A 20588-nucleotide genomic window follows, 5' to 3' on the forward strand; every position below is an offset into this window, starting at 1 on the left:
TGGGGAACCTTGCCATTACAATAACAGGAACACCGGTTGACGCCACAGACCAACCCGACAAGCACAAACACCCACAGTCCAACGCCCGCGCGCACGTCTCCCCTGGGCATGGATAATTTTGTTCCAAGCCGCAACCTTTTGGGAACCAAAGGTGCCGCCGGGAACGACATTTACATACAGATCTATTCACATCAGGCAAAGACGGCAGCATTTCTGGTTCCTGCCGTGGCTGAACCTATGCTGGTTTGGGTCGTTCGCGGATCGGCAATTGTCGAAGAACGTGAAATCGGAGGCGACTGGCAAACATCTCATGTCAAATCACATGATTTTTTCCTGACCCATTCTCACAGTCCATATGAAATTCGCTGGCAGGCTAATGACGACACCCCGTTTGAGGTCATGCACCTTTATTTGCCCATTCCCCTGCTTGAAACCGTCGCAAGAAAAACACCAAAGCAAACAGGCCAATCTTATTCCTGTTTTCTTGGTGAAGTTTCAGGAATTCGTGATGAAAAGGTCAGTACATTTCTGGGGCTGATTTACAATGAAATAACCAGCACTCAGCCCTCTAGCCTGACCTATATTGAGGGAATTGTGCAAAGCCTTACCGTCCATCTTGTGCGTCAATATGGACGGTCCGATAAAGATGCGAAAAACAGCGGCTCGCGGTTGCCTGCACACCGGCTGCATCGCGTTCAGTCCTATTTCAGGGACCACCTTGACGAAAAATTCGACCTTGATATCTGTGCCAAGGAAGCGGGATTAAGCCCTTATCATTTTTCACGGCTGTTTAAGAAAACAACCGGCACAACGCCATCACATTATTTTATCGCGCAAAAAATAGCAAAATCACAACAATTAATGCGCGAAACCGATTTAAGCATTCTGGAGATATCCCTAATGCTGGGATACGAGAGTTCCAGCCATTTTTCCAAGATTTTTAAACGCGAAACCGGTGTCACACCTCGACAGTATCGCCAGAAATAAACCTTCCCCAACCGACCAAAAGCAAAATTTTGCGCAAAAACGCGATAGTTTTCGCAATCCACCGCGAGAAGAAAAAAGCACCCCCTCGTAGGATCTGCCCTGTTGAGCAACCCGATATGTCACCGCACGACGGTGGATCGGGACTCTATCTTGACAGGAGTTCGAAATGTCCAATCTTGAAGGTAAAACAGCCCTTATTACCGGTGCATCAAGCGGCATTGGCGCGGCCACCGCCCGCAAACTGGCAGAGGCTGGTATCACTGTAGGTATGGCAGCCCGCCGTACTGATCGTCTTGAAACCCTGAAAACCGAAATTGAGGCCCAGGGCGGCAAAGCCGTGGTAATTAAAATGGATGTTAGCGATGTTTCATCCGTGGAGGCCGGTGTGGCAAAACTGGTTAAAACCACAGGCAGCATTGACATTTTGTTTAACAATGCCGGACTAATGCCACTTTCAGATATCGACCAGTTTAAAACTGACGAATGGCGTCGCATGGTTGATGTAAATATCAACGGAGTTTTAAACACCACCGCAGCGGTATTACCGCACATGATCACCGCAAAATCAGGCCATATTTTCAATACGTCCTCGATTGCCGGACGTAAAGTATTCAGTGGCCTTACGGTTTACTGCGCCACAAAACATGCCGTTACTGCGTTTTCTGACGGGTTGCGTATGGAAGTCGGCAAAAAACACAATATCCGCGTTACCTGCATTCAGCCCGGCGCAGTGGCGACAGAACTTTACGACCAGATCAGCGACCCGGCAGTAAAGGCGCAGATGGAAAATTTGCGTAACGACATGACCTTCCTTGAAGGGGACGACATCGCCAATACCGTGCTCTACGCAGTGCAGGCCCCCGGCCATGTCGATCTGGCAGAAATCTTTATCATGCCAACCGAACAAGGCTGGTAATCCGGCATTAACAATTAATCCCGGCGCCTAAAATAGACAAAGGCAGCACCTGAATGCTGCCTTTGTCCTTCATAGCATTCCTGATGCGCAACCTGCTAATCAGGCTGTCGCTTCATCCTTGCGTACCGGACGCGGGCGGCCATTGGCATCGATGGCCACGAAGGTAAAGGTGGCTTCGGTTACCTTAATGCGCGGCGGCTGATTACGACGCAGAACCCATGCTTCAAGATGCAGGACCATGGATGTGGTGCCGATACGGTCAATATCGCCATACACGCACACAACGTCGCCAACATAAACCGGGCGATGAAATGTCATGCCATCGACTGAAACAGTGGCAACACGGCCTTCTGCGATCTGACTGGCCAGAACACCGCCAGCAATATCCATTTGTGACATCAGCCAACCGCCAAAAATATCGCCGCTGGGGTTGGTATCGCTTGGCATTGCCAATGTGCGGGTACACATATCACCGCGCGGCATGGTGCTGTCGGCATTGGCAGTTTCATTTTTTTCGACCATCGCGCTCACTCCTGAACGCCGGAAATCCGGCGCTGTCCTGTGTTTTTTTTCATCGAACCCGGTTGCATTGCAAAACGAAAAACATTTTTATGAGCCGGGATTTAAATCTTATGGTACTCGTTTATCGGCAGGCCGTACCAGCGCCGAGTTAGCTATAGCAGAAATGCATTATACGCAACATTCGCAAGCTGGCATCGGGCCGCCAGATTATTCTATTAAAACAACCAGTTGCGTTCCGGGGAACATGACCGACCTTTTCGAAGATTCAAACCAAAGCACCACAAACGCGTATTCAGCCAAGGATATCGAGGTTCTCGAAGGACTGGAACCAGTCCGTCGCCGCCCCGGTATGTATATTGGGGGCACCGACGATACTGCACTCCATCATCTTGTCGCTGAAATCCTTGATAACTCGATGGACGAAGCGGTTGCCGGCCATGCCGACTGGATTGAACTGGAACTTCAGACCGACAATACGGTTCTGGTCCGCGATAACGGACGTGGTATTCCAACAGATCCGCACCCTAAATTTCCCGATAAATCGGCGCTGGAAGTGATTTTGACCACCCTGCACTCGGGCGGCAAGTTTTCCGGCAATGCCTATGAAACATCGGGCGGTTTGCACGGGGTTGGCATGTCGGTGGTGAATGCGCTGACCGACAAGTTCCGGGTTGAAGTTGCGCGTGACCGCAAACTGGTCTTTCAGGAATATTCCAAAGGGACGCCCCTGGGCCCGCTTCAGGATGGCGGCGCGGTAAACAACCGCCGTGGCACCACGGTTATTTTCCGGCCCGACCCCGAAATTTTCGGCGCACGCGCCAAACTGAAACCGGGCACCGTGTTTCGTATGGCGCGGTCGAAGGCCTATTTGTACAAGGGCGTTGAAATTCGCTGGTCTTGTGATCCGTCCCTGATCACCAGCGACGATCCGACCCCGCAAAAAGAAGTCCTGAAATTCCCCAACGGGATTCTCGACTATCTGGAAATGACGCTTAAAGGTCGCGATATGGTGACCGAACGCCCATTTGCCGGCGAAGCGAAGTTTTCAGACAGCCCGGGCCGTGTTGAATGGGCAGTTGGCTGGCCTGATGGCGGCGAAGGGTATTTTCATTCCTACTGTAATACCGTTCCCACCCCGCTGGGCGGCACGCACGAAGCCGGGCTTCGCTATGCCCTGACCAAGGCGGTCAAGGCATATGGCGATATGGTTGGCGTGAAAAAAGCATCGGCGATTACCGCCGAAGACGTTTTTGGCGGCGGCTGCGTTATGTTGTCGGTATTTCTGCCTGACCCGCAATTTCAGGGCCAGACCAAGGAAAAACTGGGCACGCAAAATGCCACCAAACTGGTTGAAACCGCCGTTCGCGACCATTTCGACCATTGGCTGACCGGGGACACAGAAAATGCCAAGCGCCTGCTTGAACGCATTATCATGCGCGCCGAAGAACGCCAGCGCCGCAAGGAAAAGAAAGAAACCAAACGCCAGTCCGCCACCCGGCGCCTGCGCCTGCCCGGCAAACTAACGGATTGTTCGCGCTCGATTGCGGCGGGAACTGAAATTTTCCTGGTCGAAGGGGATTCGGCTGGTGGTTCAGCCAAACAGGCGCGTGATCGCGAAACGCAGGCTGTTTTGCCGCTGCGGGGTAAAATCCTGAACGTGGCATCGGCAACCCGCGAAAAAATGATGGCCAACCAGGAAATCAAGGACATGATCGAAGCCTTTGGCTGCGGTGCCGGATCCGATTTCCAGTTAAAAGATCTGCGTTATGAACGCGTCATCATCATGACCGATGCTGACGTCGACGGTGCGCATATCGCATCCCTGCTTATGACATTTTTCTATCAGGAAATGCCCGGGCTGATTGACAACGGCAACCTGTTTTTGGCCATGCCGCCGCTTTACCGCCTGACACAGGGTGGCAAAAGCATCTATGCGATGGATGATGCCGAAAAGGAAACGCTGTTAAATACCGAGTTTAAAAACCCGGCCAAAGTTGAAATTTCACGGTTTAAAGGTTTGGGGGAAATGCCGTCCCAACAATTGCGCGAAACCACTATGTCGCACAAAAACCGGACCTTGCTGCGCGTTACCCTGCCCGATGCCGCCGAGCCGGACGGAAGGGAACAGACCAAGGACCTGGTCGGACGCCTGATGGGTAAAAAACCGGAATTGCGGTTTCAGTTTATTCAGGAACATGCGCGGTTTGTCGAGGATATCGACGTCTAATTCTGCGCCATATCACCTTCATCAAACCCGGCCTTTCAGTGCCGGGTTTTTTGTCCGCTTGTTTCAGGGGCCTGTGCTATGCGTGCCGATTATACATCAATTTTGGCTGATATTTCCGAACGTATAAAACAGCGCGATTTTCAAACCGCGCGCAATGCCGATTACATCCCCGCCCTGGCCGCAGTTCCCAGCGACCGGTTCGCCATGGTTATTCGCCATGTCAACGGGGCCGAATTTGCCATTGGCGATGCCGATATCCCCTTTTCAATCCAAAGTGTATCCAAGGTCTTTGCCCTGGTACTGGCGTTGCGAAGCTGTGGTAACGACCTTTGGCAAGCGGTTCGTCGCGAACCCAGTGGGTCGGCGTTTAATTCCCTGATCCTGCTGGAACAGGAAGAAGGTATTCCGCGTAACCCGTTCATCAATGCCGGTGCCATCCGGGTTTGTGATATGATTTCATCACGGTTTGCCAACCCGGATCGTTCCGTTGCCGAATTTTTGGGGCGTTTGTGCAAAAACCCCGAAATTCGCGCTGATAACGAGGTTTATCTGTCCGAAGACCAGCATGGCAACCGCAACCGCGCCATTGCCTATTTAATGAAAAGTTTTGGCAAACTCGATAACCCGGTCGAATCGGTTGTGCGCGCCTATTTCAAACAATGTGCAATCACCATGTCAGCCCGCGAACTGGCCCGGGCAACGCTTTTTCTTGCCAATCAGGGGGTTGGCATTGAAGGCAGCGAAGTTCTTTCGCCCTCTGAAGCCCGCCGTATCAACGCCTTAATGCTAACCTGTGGCATGTATGATGGCGTCGGCGACTTTGCATTTTCAGTGGGCATTCCGGCCAAAAGCGGTGTTGGCGGTGCAATTATTGGCGTTATTCCGAATGAATTTTCGGTTTGCGTCTGGTCTCCGCGCCTCGATAGCCGGGGCAATTCCGCCCCCGGGATTGCGGCGTTGGAAATGTTGACCGACGCCATCGGTCGTTCGGTTTTTTGAATAATTTTTACCGTCCCGGCAAATAGCGACGCAAAACATTGTCTTTGACAACAAAGTGATGCCACAAGGCGGCCCCGGCATGCGCCCCCGCCAAAATGATCAGGATTGTGGCCATGGTGCCGTGAACATTTTCCGCCAGTTCGTGCAACTCATGATTTGCTGTGAAATTCGGTAGAGAAAACAAACCCAACACCGAAAAATTACGGCCAATCGTCGTCATGGCTGTTAACCCGGCAAGGGGGACCGCCAGCATCAGAAAATACAGCACACCCTGCATAATTCGAGCTGCCAGATTGGTTTTTACGATGTTTGCGGGCGATATGGCATGTTGTTGGCGCACATTGGCAAGCACGGCAATAATTCGGGGTAAAAACAGTATCAGAACGGAAAGACCAAACAAAATATGCCATCCCATGACCGGCAACCGCTGTTCACGGGGTAAATCTTCCATGATCTTGCCAACGATAAATACGGCCACAATCAATACCGCCATCCCCCAGTGCAAAACAGGCACCAGCCAATGCGGGCGGTTCATCCCCTCGGGATCGACGATTCTGGAAGCAGACGCAGACAAATTTTGTGAAGGCACTGACATTTTGTGATCCTGCAAACTATGTTTTACGGATCACAATCATAATTCCCACCTGTAACCCCCTGATCCCTGAATTGTATCAATTTGTCCTCAGGCTTTGACGCATCCCGGAAAAGCGTTCAAACCTTTGATTACATAAACAAGAATACCCCTTGGGAAATCCCGTAAGGAGCCCGCCTGCCATGTTTGCCAAACGCCACCCCAAAGCCCTTTTTCTGGTTTTACTGGGTATCGCTGCCCCGCTGCTTGCTGCGTGTGGTGCCAGCACAATTGAAGCCCCGTTTTATGACACCACCGATGTTGCCGGTTTTAAACGCTATGCCGCCCCTTCCAACATCATGGTGATGGAAGTTCACGACGGGCAAACAGGCATTGATGATGCCAGCTGGGCCAATATGTTTTCCCATCATGGTTTTGCCCCGCAGCTAACCTTTATCTCTCCGCAACAAGCCAAAGCTGAAGCCGGAAGTATCAACGCAAGCCGGAACAAACCCACTTTACGTCCCAAACACCGAATGGTTGTTGTTGTAAATCCCACCCAAAACACGTCACGCGATGCAATGTGTGAAGATCCTCAAAATGCGGCCTTAACGCCCGGGCAAGCCAAAACACCAATACGGTTTGCGTTCTGTTCCGGGGACAGTGTGATTTCGGAATTGCGCGCCAATGTCGAAAACCCGATCGACCGTGAAAAAATCAACGATCTGGCACCAACAGTCATTCATTACCTGTTTCCCATCAGCCAGCCTGATCGCAACGACGACCATTGTTCACGTATGTCACCGGGTTGCTGATCCCCTCGCCTACAGCATTTTTCCTTTAATATGACCCATTTTGGCAGCGTCTGACGGCGTTACACCACTCGCCCGATGCGCCGCATCGTGCCGCGCGCTGTACCGTGCCAAACGACACGCCAAAAACAAACAAAACGGACTGTAAAATACGCTTGAGTAAAACGGATACTTTAGCGAGCCAACAACGACATCAACCCGTTTGCGAAAATCTCCGGTGCTTCCAATGGCACATAATGCCCGGCACCGGGTATTTCCTGAAATGTTGCATGCGGAATTTTCTGCGCCATCGTCAGCTGCAGTTTCGGGGGAATAATGGCATCGCTCTGCCCCCACATCACGTGGCAGGGAATTGTAATGTGGGCCAGGTCGGCGAAATAATCCGCTCGGTTTGCAACCGCGATCTGCTGGCGGCAAAAAACATCACGCCCCAACGAGGCTGCCATTTCCTCGAGTACGCTTAACAGGCTGGTCTGGTGCCGGTTATCGGGATGCAAGGCGCCGTCAAGCAACGGGCCATTAAAACCACGAAAAACCGGTTGCTGTTTTATCATCCGCGCCATCAACACACGCTTGCGCCGCGATACCGCGCTTTCGGCGCAAGCACGCGTGTTTACCAGCATCATGTGGGATATTCGCCCAGGACTGCGGCGCATAATTTCATGCGCCACGTATCCCCCCATCGACATACCAACCAGGGCAAAACGATCCGGCATTTGCCGCAATACCTGGTCTGCGATGTGCCCAATCGACTCCCCTTCTGCCATATCGATAAAATGCGGCCGAAATCTCAGTCCTGCCTGGTTGTTAGTGATGAAGGGAAGGGATTTTTCCCATAATCGTTCGTCCGCCAGCATACCGGGCAAAAAAGCAACATTCTGAATCGTTTTGGACGTCACGGTCCAAACCTAACGGATCAACGCACTAAGTTCCTTGAATTCCGGCGTCCCCGCAACCCGCAACCACTCAAACATAACGCTTTCACGGGTAACAATTCCGGCCCCGGCATCGCGCATTCGTTCTATCCCGAAAATGCGGTCTTCCTGCTTACGCGATGTTACGGCATCGGCGACCACAAAAACCTCACGACCACGATCAATCAGGTCCAGAACGGTTTGTAGCACGCACACATGCGTTTCCATCCCGGCAATCACAACCTGGTCGCGACCGGGAATTTCTTCAAGTTTATCGATGAAACCGTCGGCAATAACGCAGGAAAAACTGTTTTTACGCACCACATTGCCGCCGTCGGCGATATCTTTTGCATTTTCCAGCAAATCGAGGATGGGTTTGCTGGTATGCCCCAGCCCTTTGGGATATTGTTCCGTCACGATTGCCGGTACCGACAGGCGGTTGGCGCACTTTAGTAGGAAACAGCAGGCATCAACCGTTTCAACCGGGTCAAGGCAGGCGGGATAAAGTTTTTCCTGAACATCGACAATAACCAGAACAGAACGGGTGACATCCATTAACATCGTCAGTCTCCTGATTGGCAGCACGTTTAGGCCACGATACGCCTGCAAGGACCGTCAAACAAGCATGTGGCAGGTTAAAAATACGCTGCAACCACCTTTTTGAAGGCGTTTTTCTTGACTTGGGACGGGCTTGGCTTTACCACCCAAGCAGATTTGTCTTTAAGTAAATCAATCTTTAACGCATTTGTTGCGGGAACCCGAATCATATGACTTTCGCCGATCTCGGTCTGAGCGAAGATATCCTCAAAGCCGTCGCAGACGCCGGCTATGACACGCCGACCCCCATCCAGCGCCAGGCCATTCCTTCTGTCATGATGGCACGCGACATTCTTGGCTGCGCGCAAACCGGGACGGGCAAAACGGCCAGCTTTGTTCTGCCGATGCTTGATATTCTTCATCATGGCCGTGCGCGCATGCGGATGCCGCGCTCCATCATCCTTGAGCCAACCCGCGAACTGGCCACCCAGGTGGCACAGAATTTCGACACCTATGGCAAATATGTGCCCCTGTCGAAAGCGCTGGTGATTGGCGGGGAATCGTTTGTTGAACAACAAAAGATTCTGGAAAAAGGTGCCGATGTTATCATCGCAACACCTGGCCGCCTGATTGATACCTTCGAGCGCGGAAAACTGCTTCTGTCTGACTGCAAATTGCTGGTCATCGACGAAGCGGACCGCATGCTTGATATGGGTTTCATCCCCGACATCGAAAAAATCGTCAATATGTTGCCCAAGCAGCGCCAAACGCTGTTTTTCTCGGCAACCATGCCCAAGGAAATTCGGCGTCTGGCCGACAAATTCCTGAGCAACCCAAAGGAAATCACTGTTTCCGCGCCCTCAAGCATGGCAACCACGCTTGAGCATAAACTGGTTGTTATTGACGAAATGGACAAACGCGAAACCCTTCGCCGTTTGATCCGCAATGAAGACATCAAAAATGCTTTTGTGTTCTGCAATCGCAAAAAAGATGTCGATATTCTTTATAAATCCCTGACCAAACACGGCTTTAACGCCGGTCGCATGCATGGTGACCTGGTACAAAGTGAACGCACCGAAACACTCGACAAATTTAAATCCGGTGACATTACCGTTTTGATTTGCTCTGACGTTGCCGCACGCGGCATCGACGTTGCCGATGTGTCACATGTGTTCAACTTTGACGTGCCGTTTAATGCCGAGGATTATGTCCATCGCACCGGGCGTACCGGCCGGGCCGGACGTGCCGGCAAGGCCTTTACCCTTGCTACCCCGGAAGACGGCAAGCTGGTTGAAGCCATTAACAAAACCATCAATATGACGATTCCGATTACGTCAGTTGAGGGTATTGAAATCCTTGAGCTGGATTTCAGCGGCAAAAAACGCCGTAACAAACGCAACACCCGTGCCAAAGGTGGCGACCGCGAACGTGGCCGCAACAATGACAACGGACGCAATGGCGATGACAATAACAATCGTCGCAATGCTTCGCGCCGTAATGGCCCACAAGATCAGAAAGCCGCAGCACCGGCCCCAGGTTCGGCACCGTCGCCAGACGCACCGAAACCTGCTGAACGCCCGGCATCCCAGCCAAGCCCGGCTACTGGCAACGCCCAGACACCTTCAACACCGGTGTCGGCTGCCCCGGCCACCTCGCGACATGTCCGGGATCCACGCGAAGACCGCCATCAAAACCGCCCGCAGCGCGACCGTAAAAATCATAATCGTCGCGACCGCGATGATCATGATGACAAACCGGTTATCGGCATGGGCGATCATGTGCCGGCATTCCTGTTGACCGCGGTGCCGCTTTCTTCGTTACGTAAACCGGCAAAGGTTGAAAAAGACGAAGAAGAAACCAAACCGGCCCGGAAATCTACCCGCAAGGCATCACCTCGCAAAACCGGGTCTTCGCGGAACAACCGCAAACCCACCCGCAATAATGATGCCAGCAAAACGCCGGAAACCGAAAATACCGACAAACCTGCCACTGCTGTTGAAGCAACAAAAGTTGAACAGCCGCAACCTGCTGTGACGCCCGCTGCTGAAACATCACCTGCTGCGACATCAAGCCCGGCACCGGAAACTGCCCCGGCAGAAAACACCCCGGCCCCGGCTGCCGCACCTATGAGCACAACGGAAACAACACCTGCGTCGGCAGATCCGGAAAAACCCGCTGCCAGTTCCAGCCCCGAGGGCGAAAAAACGACAGAGGCAAAGGCACCGGCCAAACCAAAGGCCCGCGCGCCACGCAAACCGCGCACACGGGCCGCGGCCAAGCCAAAGGCAACCGCCAAAACAGCGGATACAGCTGATGGTGATACGGCAACAGGTGACGATGGTGAAAAAGTGAAAAAGGCCGCCCCTAAAAAGGCAGCCAAACCACGGGCACCGCGCAAGCCGCGTAAAAAACCGGCCACCACCACTAACAGTGAAACCGCACCGGCCGATGTCGCACCTAATGCGGATCAATCCAGCCCGGAAAATGCCGGTTGATCACAGCAACAATGGAAAACAGGAAGACCCCCTGTTTTCCTGTTGTCTGCTGATCGGTACAGCATGAAAAACCAAAAAGCCGCCGGGAAATTCCTCCGGCGGCTTTTTGCAATTAAATTCTTAATATTACACAGTATTTAACAAGCACCCTGTCGTGGCATGTCACCGTGCGAGTGTGTAGCGTCATAAGCCGGGAAATCACAAAGGCTGTCTAACGCCTGCTTCCAACAGAAAAGATACAATCAGACGGCTCTGAACAGCCCGGTTGGCAGTTTTCGCTCGGGGCGGCGTTTGCGCATCAGCTTTAACATGGTTTCAATCGAAATCGATTGCAGCGTGGCATAGGTGATGGCCTCGATCTCGTCCATGACCAGCGACAATGCGACACCGGCATTGGTTTCCTGTACAATCCCGTTCGATGGCCCTGCGCCAACCTCTTCAAATAATTCAACAACATCAAGCAAGGTTGTGCGTTTGGCATTACCGCAAAAACGGTACCCCCCCCCGGCCCCCCGAACCGATTCCACCAGCCCGGCCCGGCCCAGATCGCGCAGCACCTTGGCCAAATGATTGGTCGAAATATTATAGCGCTCGGCAATTTCCGAAGCCGAAAGCTGACGCTGCGTATCCTCTGCCAGTTCCAAAACCGCATATAGGGCAAATAATGTCGCTTTTTGCAGGGACATCATGGCTTAGCCCTCCTCTTCCATATCGGTTTCAAGCTGGATAAAAGGCCCGGCCATCATTCCCTGGGCACGGAAAAACGACATCAGGTCGGTGGCATCGCGCGGGATCATGGTGCGAACTTTTTGCACCCCGGCATGGCGGAAACATTTGCAAATCTCGCGATATAAAATTGTCCCAACGCCCCCCATGCGCAAATCAGGCTCGACGCTAACGGTGCCAACCCAGCCACACGGTACAGAATTAAATTCCCACGACCGCACTTCACCAAAAATACAGCCCAGCAAGGTATCGCCTTCTTCAGCAATCAGGAAAAACCGGCTATCCTTGCGATTGCCGTAACGTACGAACAGATCGTCCCAATAGTCGGGCTTACGCAAACCGGTGGTGCGTTCATCAAGATCGACAACGACCGGAAGATCTTCCTTCACGGCAGGCCGGATATTGATTTTATGATCGTCGATATGAACCAGGTTATAGCCCGGTCTGTCTTGTGCTGCGTCCACCAAAACTGCCTTTCCTGTCCCGCTGGCACCCAAATGCCTCGGCGCCCGTATGCAGGAGATGTCGCCCATCTCAAATACGTAATTTAGTACGATTATACTACACTGTCAGGATGGCAAGCAGCAATGATAAGTTCACCCCGTGCGGCGCCCAAAACACACCGCAACGCGACGATACAGCAATTAACCGCATCCACGGCACAACTCTGCTTACCTTGGTTGCCCCGTTAATGTGCAATAACGCTCATGCTGCTGCGCAGCAACACCTAAATGCAACCTGCACTGCAAAACGCCACTTTCCTGATCACAACCGCGTCCATTAGACGCAAATATTCCTAAAACATCCGAGGTCACGATTATGACCTGGCAATCAACTATGTGCGACATGCAAACGGGCGCAACAATAACGTTTAACCAAACAGAATTAGCCGGAAAAACAACGCAACGATTGACAGATGGGCGAAGTCATGGCTTATCGCGCCAAAGAGATTGCTGCGTAAAAACCGTCTTTCGGGCAAAAATTTTGCGCAGCCCGCCTGTTACAATCGATCAGTATTTTCGTCCAAGGGAGTGGGGCACGCCATGGCGCGCAACGGTTTTGATGCAATTGACCGCAATATTCTTCGTGAAATTCAGGAAGATGGCCGCATCTCGATGGTCGAACTGGCCGACAAGGTTGGCCTGTCGGTGTCGCCGTGTTTGCGCCGATTGCGCAAGCTTGAAGAAAGTGGCGTTATTCGCAAATATGTCGCCTTGCTTGACCCCTCTCATCTGCATCTCGGGGTGAATGTTTTTGTCACCGTCTCCCTTACCCAGCATGACGAACCGTCACTTCGCCGGTTTGAAACCGCAGTGCAGCAACATCCCGAAATTGTCGATTGTTATGCAATGGTCGGCAATCAGGATTATATGATGCGGATTGTGGTTCAGGACCCCGCCGCCTATCAACGCTTCCTGTCCGAAGTGATGATGAAACTGCCAGGGGTTGCCAACATCAAATCCAGCTTTACCCTGCACGAAGTCAAAAACAGCACCCGATTGCCAGTTCCGGAAACCGAATAAGCCACCCTGCTTGGCCCGACCCCCAAAATTATCCATTTCCAGCTGCAAAACACCGTGGAAATAGTTCCGACACAAAGCATGTCGTGAATTCATCGCATTTAAATGCAATGGCCCCGGTGCAAGGCGCAAAACGCCATTAACATAGAATGCCCTACCTGGGTTCTAACCTTTGCCAAAGCTGGCGACATTGCGAGGGATAATGGTGGGGAACAACCCGGCCAAAGTTAACCCGCGCAACAGAAAAAACAGGTTAAATGCCGCCCACAGGGCATGATTACTGTTCAGGACAACCGCGCCCCACGCAAAAACAGCAAACAAAGCGACCGAACATAGCATCATATTGCGCCAGTGCCGGGTTTGCATTGCCCCTAGAAACACCCCGTCAAACTGAAACCCCAGCACACCGGTTATGGGTAATAATATTGCCCATGGCAAATACTGATAAGCCGCGTCGCGCACGTCATTAATGCTGGTTAACCCATCAATAATTGGCACACCTAACACGGCAAAAACCAGCGCCATCGCACAGGCCGAAATCACTGCCCAGACGGTTGTTTTGCGCACGGCCCACAAAAACTGTTTGCGTCGTTCCGCCCCATAGGCCTGCCCAACCAGGGTTTCAGCTGCATGAGCAAAACCATCCAGTGCGAATGACCCGAACATCAGAAAATTTTGTAAAACCGCATTTGCCGCCAGTGTCACCTCGCCAAACCGGGCGCTAAAACTGGTAAACAGTGCAAAGGCAGATGTCAGCGCCAACGTGCGAATAAAAATATCGCCGTTCACCTTCATCAGGCGCAACAACTGGATACGGTCAAACAATGCCACGTCACGCCAACGCCCGCCCAGCCGGGCCAGATGGGGTTGCATCAAAAACCAGCCGAGTGCAACGCCGGAATAATCAGCAATCACAGTGGCCCCCGCCACCCCGCGCACGTCCCAGCCAAACCCCTGAACAAACAAAATATCCAGAATGATATTAAGCGAATTCAAAACCACCTGAAAAATAAATACGGCGCGGCTGTCCCGCATCGCCAGCAACCAGCCCAACATGCAATATTGCATCAATGTTGCCGGGGAAGCCCAGATACGAACATGAAAATAATCGCGCGCAGCAGCCTCGACATCGGACGATGGCGCAATCAGGCGCATCGCCAGTTCGACAATGGGCCACTGCAAAACCATCACCAGCAACCCGGCAACAAGGGCAATCAAGGCACCACGGGCAAACACTGCCCGCACTTCACAGGCATCACGTCGGCCTGCGGCCTGCGCAGCTAGCCCCGTCGTCGCCATGCGCAGAAAGCCAAAGCTCCAGAACACATAACTGAAAATCAGGGCGCCAATTGCCACGGCCCCAATATAATGCGGACTATCAAGATGGCCCACCACCGCTGTATCAACCGCACCTAACAATGGCACCGTCGCGTTTGACAGAATAATCGGCACCGTCAGTGCTAAAACACGGCGATCCCCCTTGCCCAACCAACGGCGAGAATTTGGCATTGCGACCTCATTACAGGTAAAAAGCAAATCAACGGGTGGGGTTTGTCCCAACCGCATTTGCGCATTTTTGAACTCTTGTCATTTTCATATCCTGCACCCGTGCCCTTGGCGAGATTTGATTGAAAAAACCCGCCTTACACAGACCAAAAATCATGAAATTTCAGGAAAACGTCCGGGGATTGTGGGATGTATCCAATATCCCGTTCGGTGATTCATTCGTATCAACGGGTATAACTCCAACTGATTACCCACAAACTGTTATTTAATTAAATTCATTTTCCACCTAAGGGTGTGTCCGAAAAATAACGTTTAATTGGCGTATATTACGGTCCACAACCATACAACTGCCAAAACATTGAGCATCTGCTCAGGAAATTTATCCACAATTTTATCCACAATTTTATCCACAATCCGTATCAAATACCGGCCTTACAGGACAAATCCTTGCCCTTAACCCGCAGTTACGGCAGGGTGCATTTCAGTCTGACCCAGGTTTGGAAATACATATATGTCGCAAATTACCCTTGAAGGACCCGTCGTTCCGGCGGCATCGGGAACCACCAAAAGCATTGTTATTTTTCTGCACGGATTTGGTGCCGATGGCAGCGATTTAATCGGCCTTGCCCCGGAACTGGCACCAGCCCTGCCTGATACGGTGTTTTATTCGCCCAACGCCCCCCATCCTTGCGAAATGTCCCCCTTCGGCCGCCAGTGGTTCAGCCTGGCTTCCTATGACCCCGAATTTTTACGCCGCGATGCACACACCATGCCCACGGCATTAAAGGCCCTGGCCGAAGGTGCACGCGAAAATACGGCATCGCTCGCAGGCTTCATCGACGAGGCCCTGATGCAGCATCAACTTGATGCTGGCAAACTTGCTCTGGTTGGTTTTTCACAAGGCACCATGATGGCGTTGCAACTTGGCCCGCGCTATCCGCAACAACTGGCCGGGATCGTCGGTTTTTCGGGTGCCCTTCTGGGGCATGATACCCTTGCACCTGAAATTGTTTCGCGCCCGCCCATTACCCTTATTCACGGCAGTGCGGACCCGGTTGTACCGGTTCAGGCATCACATATGGCGCAATCCGTGCTGGCCGAAAACGGCTTTGACGTCAACTTGCACGAACGTCCGGGCCTGCCCCATGGAATCGACGGCGAAGGCCTCGCTATTGCCGCTAAGTTCCTAAAACAACACCTTTCCTGACGGCGAACGGCCCGTCATCGTTTGTACCTGCCCGCCCAAAACCCGTCTGACGGCAGACGGGTTTTCTTTATCAATACACTGTCTTCAGGGTTTTGCTGGAATGATGCCAGATCTAAACATTATTTTTCTCTAATAACTGCTACAATCGTATAGCTATCCTATATCAATTCCTGTCCGAATGTGTCTATCCTATCCCGGGATTTTCAGAAGCCACAGCCTTCACAAAAAACGGGGACCGGGATGTTGGGAAACATTAGGATCAGCACAAAAATCACACTCATATCGATTATCGCCCTTATCGCCCTGGTGGCATTTGCGATAATACAGCTTTCGGTGTTGCGCTCTGAACTGCTTGCCGATCGACAGGAAAAAATTAAATCCGATACGGATGTTCTTGTCACAATGGCCGATGGTTTTCTGACCTATGCCGAGGAGGGCAATCTGTCTCGCGAAGACGCCATTGCCCTGTTTTACAAAACCATCATGAAAAGCAGTTACGACAACGGCACCGGATATTTCTTCGCCTATACCCGCAAAGGCATTGCACGGGCGAATGGTGCCAGTCCGGCAACAGTTGGCAAGGACCTGTCAAATCTCAAGGACCCGACCGGCACCTATGTCGTTCAGGCGCTTATCAAGGCAGCGTCCCAGAAAGATGGTGGTTTTTTCACCTACCAATGGCCAAAACCGGGTGAAGCCAAAGACGTCACCTTTGACAAACTTTCCTATGCACGCTCCCTGCCCTGGGGTGACGTAATTGGCACCGGCATTTACATTGATGACGTTGACCGCGCCTTCTGGAACAATGCCAAGGTCGTGATGGGAATTGGCTCTGCCTTTTTACTGGTGCTGCTTGGCGCCGGATACCTGATCGGGCACGACATTGTCGGGGCATTATCCAGGCTTTCCACCCGCATGACCGAAATTTCAGCCGGTCAACTTGATGACGAGGTTGAAGGCCAGGAGCGGCGCGACGAAGTGGGCCAAATGGCAACCACCGTTGTTACCTTTCGGGAACAGGCGATCCACAACCGCAAGCTTGAAGCCCGGCAGCGCGAAATTGAAATGCAGTCGGAACAGCAACGCAAGGACGACATTCGCGCCATGGCGGATGCCCTTGACCAACGCGTAAAAGGTTTGATCCAGAATATTATTCGGTCAATTGGCAATATGAATAATGCCATAACCGCGATGCAGACTGCAGCCAAAATGAATTGTGAGTTTTCAACCGCCGTTGCCACTGCCACCACCCAGACATCGGCCAATGTTCAAACAGTATCTGCCGCCACCGAAGAACTAAGTGCGTCTTCTGACGAAATTGCCCAGCAAGTGACCCATTCAGCCACGGTATCGTCCAATGCAAACGCCGAGGCCATTCGCACCAATGCAACCGTTGCCGGCCTGTCCGAAGCGGCCCAGCGCATTGGCGACGTGGCGCAGTTGATTGGTGCCATCGCAGAACAAACCAACCTTTTGGCCCTGAATGCCACCATCGAAGCCGCCCGGGCCGGGGATGCAGGCAAGGGATTTGCCGTTGTTGCCGCCGAGGTGAAAAACCTTGCCAACCAAACGGCACGCGCAACCGAGGAAATCAACCAGCAAATTACATCGGTTCAAAACGAAACCGGCGATGCCGTAAAGGCCATCCATCGGATATCGGAGACCATTGCCCGCGTTGCCGAAAGCTCATCGGCAATTTCGGCCGCGGTTGAAGAACAACACGCTGCGATTGAAGAAATTTCGCGCAATGTGCAACAGGCGGCATATGGCACACAGGAAGTCTCTGAACGGATAGACAGGGTGAATGAAAACGCAGGCAAGGTTTCAACCGAAACCGGCACCCTGGCGCAAAATGCGGAACAACTGGTAACCGAGGCAACATCGCTGGAACAGGCAATTGAAATGTTCCTGAGCGACCTTCGCACCAAAGCAGCCTGACCGGTCTGGCCTGTTAGAATTACGACCAACAAATAAAAAACCACCGGCGCAATCCGGTGGTTTTTTCATATTTGCGCATCGTTTGGCGTGTTGACCAAAAATATCAACATCTGCTCACACACGACGCTGATATGCAAAACAGCGCGTTACGACACGGGTGTTTTAACCATTATTCTCCGGGGGCATCTCGTCTCCTGACGTCGGGCTTTCACCCGGCTCCAGACATTCCTTCACCCAGACATCATAAACCGGGTGTTCCAGTGCCGACAGGCCAGGCGTTGAGGCAAACATCCAGCCATTAAAAACCTCGACATCGGTTTTATCTTCGGAACGATGATCAACAATTTCCAGAAAACCGGCACTTTCAGGCCGTTCTTCAGGTGGCGTGCGATAGCAGGCGTCAACCTTAATCGTCAATGACCCAAAATCAACACTTTGCCCGACCGGCACTTCGAAAGTCGAAATACGCGCCGTAATTTTATCAAGCCCCTGAAGCTGAGCAACATCAGCCTTGCGATAATCCAGCGCCGACGCGCCAGTCACCCCCGCCAGAACAAAACCGGCTGCAAGCGTACCTGTTACCAACAGGGATTTAACATTCATCAGGATTTTTTCTCCGCCGTCCCATAGGGATTTTCAAGTTCCGCGACCACATCTCGCATAACGGCACGAAACTGCTCTTCGTCACATCCCATCAACAGGGCATCTTCAAGAGCGTCCTGCATCATTTCACGCAGTTCGACAAAATTCTCGTTCAGAACCTTGATTTTCTCGACACAGGATAACGGCGCGCCATCAGGGTTATGCCAGGTTGGCATATCCGTTGTGATGTCTGACTTGCTCATAATCTGCTCCGCTCCATATCAGGGCATCAAAGGTTTACAGGGTAAACAGATGATGCTTCGTCAAAAGATGCAAACCAAACCGGGCCAAATCATGACGATGTGCAAATCGTCACATCCCGGCCCGTCAAAACAGGCCTAGTTCCCTGCCGGGGCGGCCTGGGCATCGGCCTTGTCACCACCGGATGACTTGTTCGAATAAATCACCTGGCCAATCAGCTCTTCAAGGTTTACCGACCCCTGAGTATACTCAACCGACCCGCCCGGCGGCAACATGTCAACATCTCCGCCAGGTTCCAGCGACACAAACTTGCCGCCCAGAAGCCCATCCGAAGCAATTTTCGCAGCACTGTCGGTCGGCAATTCCACATCGGACCGGATTTTCATGTGGATCACGGCCATATAGGTTTTCGGGTCAAGTTCCTGCGATACAACCGAACCGACCTTGACGCCGGAAATCCGCACATCATTGCCCGTTGCCAGGCCATCAATGCGGTTAAAGCTGGCATTCAGCTCGTACCCGCCCTCAACCGAGCGCAACCCTGCACGGGAATAGGAAAAAACAGCGAAAGCGACCGCAACGCAAATAACTGCGCCACCTGCCAGTGTCTCGACCAGCCTGTTGCTCATACCTTGTTCCATCCTTGCAATAATGTCGCATAATACCCGTTTAAAACGGGCCTGATCCAAAATCCGGGCTGAAAATCAGCCTTCCGGTGTCCATGACTGATAATCGCCAGTGGCCTTGGCACGTTGCCCACCCTGGTAATCATGGCCCTTGGGGCGATAGGCATGTTTGGTGCCCGTCAGATTTGGCTGATGGTCTTTTTGCCAGTCATAACGGTCTTCCGCTTTTTCCGACAGCGGCGCATCAAGGGTATAATGCAGCCATGCATGCCATTCAGCCGGCACCTTGGAGCCTTCGTCGATGCCCTTATAGATCACCCAACGCTTTGCTTTACGGCCCTGCGCGGCCTTTTTTTCGGTATAGTAAACATTACCATAACGGTCTTCGCCAACGCGCTTGCCAAACAGCGAAGTAAAGATACGGGTCCCGACGGTGGCCATATTTGCGGTCTCTCTCCAAATTGTTTTTGCCCTGCCAGACAGGACGACGGTTGCGCGAACGCGCACCGAGGACAATTACGCACCTTATATGTCCCGATGTCAGAGCAAAGTCAATGTTTCAAGCCGAAGCATTGCATTGCACCATCATCGTTTTTACCCTGGCTGCCAGACACCGCACATCGTCAAATTTCCCCCACAAGGGCATGAAGATGCACGACTCTTTGAAACGATACGGTTTGGGGCTTTTGTCCCCCATGTTATCCACAGCCAAAGCAAGTTGGAAACCCTTTGAGAATAAAGGAAAACTATAGTTTGACCAATCATTGAAACCGTCTTTTTTCACATAAATTACATGAACTTAGCTGTCAGAATCTGTCAGATTCCAGGCAGAGGTAATATATTGTTAACCCGCAAGGCTGGATTTCATCGGCAAACAAAGGTAACTTGTGTCCGTCGCAGGGTCTGACGGTTATCGACCTACTATATGTAGCGTATTGTATAGCGAGTCCCTGTAATATTGCGAAACACTGCCGATAAAAAACCCCGACATTCCAGTTGCTTGTGGGTGATTCAACTATTGTTAACCAGATCGGCAAAAACTCTCATTACAGCAAAGATGCCACATACCGCTACATGTAGTAGCTTAATTTGATGTCAACCACAAAGTTTGGTGGACGGGGCACTTTTCATCCCCTTATAATGCGCTCCCGCGGGCCTTGTGCCCCAGGGTGAATTCCACCAATAATTTGGCCAAACCGGACACGACCAATTCCCTAAGGTCGGTGGGGCGGCTTGACGTTG

The 20588-nt window shown here is 52.1% G+C and carries 20 protein-coding genes; 9 read left to right on the forward strand and 11 right to left on the reverse strand.

Translation table 11 applies throughout. The annotated features are described in order from the left end of the window. The first annotated feature begins 36 nt into the window (after nt 1-36). Together J4E05_RS03480 and J4E05_RS03485 are read left to right on the forward strand one after the other, a co-directional pair. The gene (locus J4E05_RS03480) at nt 37-987 is read left to right on the forward strand and encodes an AraC family transcriptional regulator (RefSeq protein WP_349592426.1); all 951 of its coding nucleotides are present in this window, start codon (nt 37-39) and stop codon (nt 985-987) included. Nucleotides 988-1153: 166 nt separating this feature from the next. Next, nucleotides 1154-1903: an SDR family oxidoreductase gene (locus J4E05_RS03485; RefSeq protein WP_349592428.1), complete on the forward strand. Its 750-nt coding sequence runs from the start codon at nt 1154-1156 to the stop codon at nt 1901-1903. 99 nt (nt 1904-2002) lie between these two features. Here the strand turns inward: J4E05_RS03485 and J4E05_RS03490 are convergent, their stop codons facing one another. After that, nucleotides 2003-2425, reverse strand: a complete 423-nt coding sequence (locus J4E05_RS03490; RefSeq protein ID WP_085592706.1) for an acyl-CoA thioesterase — start codon at nt 2423-2425, stop codon at nt 2003-2005. A 244-nt stretch (nt 2426-2669) separates the two neighbouring features. Here J4E05_RS03490 and parE point away from each other — a divergent pair, with 244 nt between their 5' ends. Both parE and J4E05_RS03500 read left to right on the forward strand, forming a co-directional pair. Next, nucleotides 2670-4652 (forward strand): DNA topoisomerase IV subunit B, encoded by a 1983-nt coding sequence (gene parE, locus J4E05_RS03495; RefSeq protein ID WP_085592759.1) that lies wholly within the window; start codon nt 2670-2672, stop codon nt 4650-4652. A 78-nt stretch (nt 4653-4730) separates the two neighbouring features. Then, nucleotides 4731-5651: a glutaminase gene (locus tag J4E05_RS03500; protein WP_349592430.1), complete on the forward strand. Its 921-nt coding sequence runs from the start codon at nt 4731-4733 to the stop codon at nt 5649-5651. A 7-nt stretch (nt 5652-5658) separates the two neighbouring features. Here J4E05_RS03500 and J4E05_RS03505 read toward each other — a convergent pair whose 3' ends face one another. Beyond that, a complete protein-coding gene (locus J4E05_RS03505; RefSeq protein ID WP_349592432.1) occupies nt 5659-6246 on the reverse strand; it encodes a cytochrome b in 588 nt (195 codons plus the stop codon). A 179-nt stretch (nt 6247-6425) separates the two neighbouring features. Here J4E05_RS03505 and J4E05_RS03510 point away from each other — a divergent pair, with 179 nt between their 5' ends. After that, nucleotides 6426-7037, forward strand: coding sequence for a hypothetical protein (locus tag J4E05_RS03510; RefSeq protein WP_349592434.1), 612 nt, complete (start codon nt 6426-6428; stop codon nt 7035-7037). Nucleotides 7038-7207: 170 nt separating this feature from the next. On the opposite strand, the gene J4E05_RS03515 is transcribed toward J4E05_RS03510, so the two are convergent. Then, nucleotides 7208-7933: an alpha/beta fold hydrolase gene (locus J4E05_RS03515; protein ID WP_349592436.1), complete on the reverse strand. Its 726-nt coding sequence runs from the start codon at nt 7931-7933 to the stop codon at nt 7208-7210. Nucleotides 7934-7942: 9 nt separating this feature from the next. After that, nucleotides 7943-8509, reverse strand: coding sequence for a hydrolase (locus tag J4E05_RS03520; RefSeq protein WP_349592438.1), 567 nt, complete (start codon nt 8507-8509; stop codon nt 7943-7945). Between the two features lie 206 nt (nt 8510-8715). Between J4E05_RS03520 and J4E05_RS03525 the strand changes: the two genes are divergently transcribed. Then, nucleotides 8716-10980, forward strand: a complete 2265-nt coding sequence (locus tag J4E05_RS03525; RefSeq protein WP_349592439.1) for a DEAD/DEAH box helicase — start codon at nt 8716-8718, stop codon at nt 10978-10980. Between the two features lie 242 nt (nt 10981-11222). Here the strand turns inward: J4E05_RS03525 and J4E05_RS03530 are convergent, their stop codons facing one another. Then, complete coding sequence (locus tag J4E05_RS03530) at nt 11223-11669, reverse strand: Rrf2 family transcriptional regulator (protein WP_085592718.1); 447 nt, start codon at nt 11667-11669, stop codon at nt 11223-11225. Between the two features lie 3 nt (nt 11670-11672). Then, the gene (locus tag J4E05_RS03535; RefSeq protein ID WP_246832990.1) at nt 11673-12170 is read right to left on the reverse strand and encodes a GNAT family N-acetyltransferase; all 498 of its coding nucleotides are present in this window, start codon (nt 12168-12170) and stop codon (nt 11673-11675) included. A 579-nt stretch (nt 12171-12749) separates the two neighbouring features. Here J4E05_RS03535 and J4E05_RS03540 point away from each other — a divergent pair. Continuing rightward, on the forward strand, nt 12750-13229 hold the full coding sequence (locus J4E05_RS03540; RefSeq protein WP_085592724.1) for an Lrp/AsnC family transcriptional regulator: 480 nt from the start codon (nt 12750-12752) through the stop codon (nt 13227-13229). Between the two features lie 162 nt (nt 13230-13391). Here J4E05_RS03540 and J4E05_RS03545 read toward each other — a convergent pair whose 3' ends face one another. Further along, a complete protein-coding gene (locus J4E05_RS03545) occupies nt 13392-14735 on the reverse strand; it encodes an MATE family efflux transporter (protein ID WP_085592763.1) in 1344 nt (447 codons plus the stop codon). Nucleotides 14736-15243: 508 nt separating this feature from the next. Here J4E05_RS03545 and J4E05_RS03550 point away from each other — a divergent pair. Together J4E05_RS03550 and J4E05_RS03555 are read left to right on the forward strand one after the other, a co-directional pair. Beyond that, on the forward strand, nt 15244-15939 hold the full coding sequence (locus J4E05_RS03550) for an alpha/beta hydrolase (RefSeq protein WP_349592442.1): 696 nt from the start codon (nt 15244-15246) through the stop codon (nt 15937-15939). 240 nt (nt 15940-16179) lie between these two features. Next, nucleotides 16180-17877 (forward strand): methyl-accepting chemotaxis protein, encoded by a 1698-nt coding sequence (locus J4E05_RS03555; protein ID WP_085592728.1) that lies wholly within the window; start codon nt 16180-16182, stop codon nt 17875-17877. Nucleotides 17878-18039: 162 nt separating this feature from the next. Here J4E05_RS03555 and J4E05_RS03560 read toward each other — a convergent pair whose 3' ends face one another. The 4 genes from J4E05_RS03560 to J4E05_RS03575 all read right to left on the reverse strand — a co-directional run bounded on the left by J4E05_RS03560 (nt 18040) and on the right by J4E05_RS03575 (nt 19787). Next, nucleotides 18040-18480: a DUF2155 domain-containing protein gene (locus J4E05_RS03560; RefSeq protein ID WP_349592444.1), complete on the reverse strand. Its 441-nt coding sequence runs from the start codon at nt 18478-18480 to the stop codon at nt 18040-18042. Continuing rightward, nucleotides 18480-18722 (reverse strand): hypothetical protein, encoded by a 243-nt coding sequence (locus J4E05_RS03565; RefSeq protein ID WP_085592732.1) that lies wholly within the window; start codon nt 18720-18722, stop codon nt 18480-18482. The genes J4E05_RS03560 and J4E05_RS03565 overlap by 1 nt, the downstream gene beginning before the upstream one ends. Before the next feature lie 135 nt (nt 18723-18857). Then, a complete protein-coding gene (gene mlaD, locus J4E05_RS03570; protein ID WP_085592734.1) occupies nt 18858-19349 on the reverse strand; it encodes an outer membrane lipid asymmetry maintenance protein MlaD in 492 nt (163 codons plus the stop codon). 75 nt (nt 19350-19424) lie between these two features. Further along, nucleotides 19425-19787 carry an NADH:ubiquinone oxidoreductase subunit NDUFA12 gene (locus J4E05_RS03575; RefSeq protein ID WP_085592736.1) on the reverse strand — a complete coding sequence of 121 codons (363 nt, stop codon included), beginning with the start codon at nt 19785-19787 and terminating at the stop codon, nt 19425-19427. Between the last annotated feature and the right edge of the window lie 801 nt (nt 19788-20588).

The sequence above is a fragment of the Thalassospira sp. NFXS8 genome (assembly GCF_040148805.1).
In the GTDB taxonomy this organism is placed as follows: domain Bacteria; phylum Pseudomonadota; class Alphaproteobacteria; order Rhodospirillales; family Thalassospiraceae; genus Thalassospira.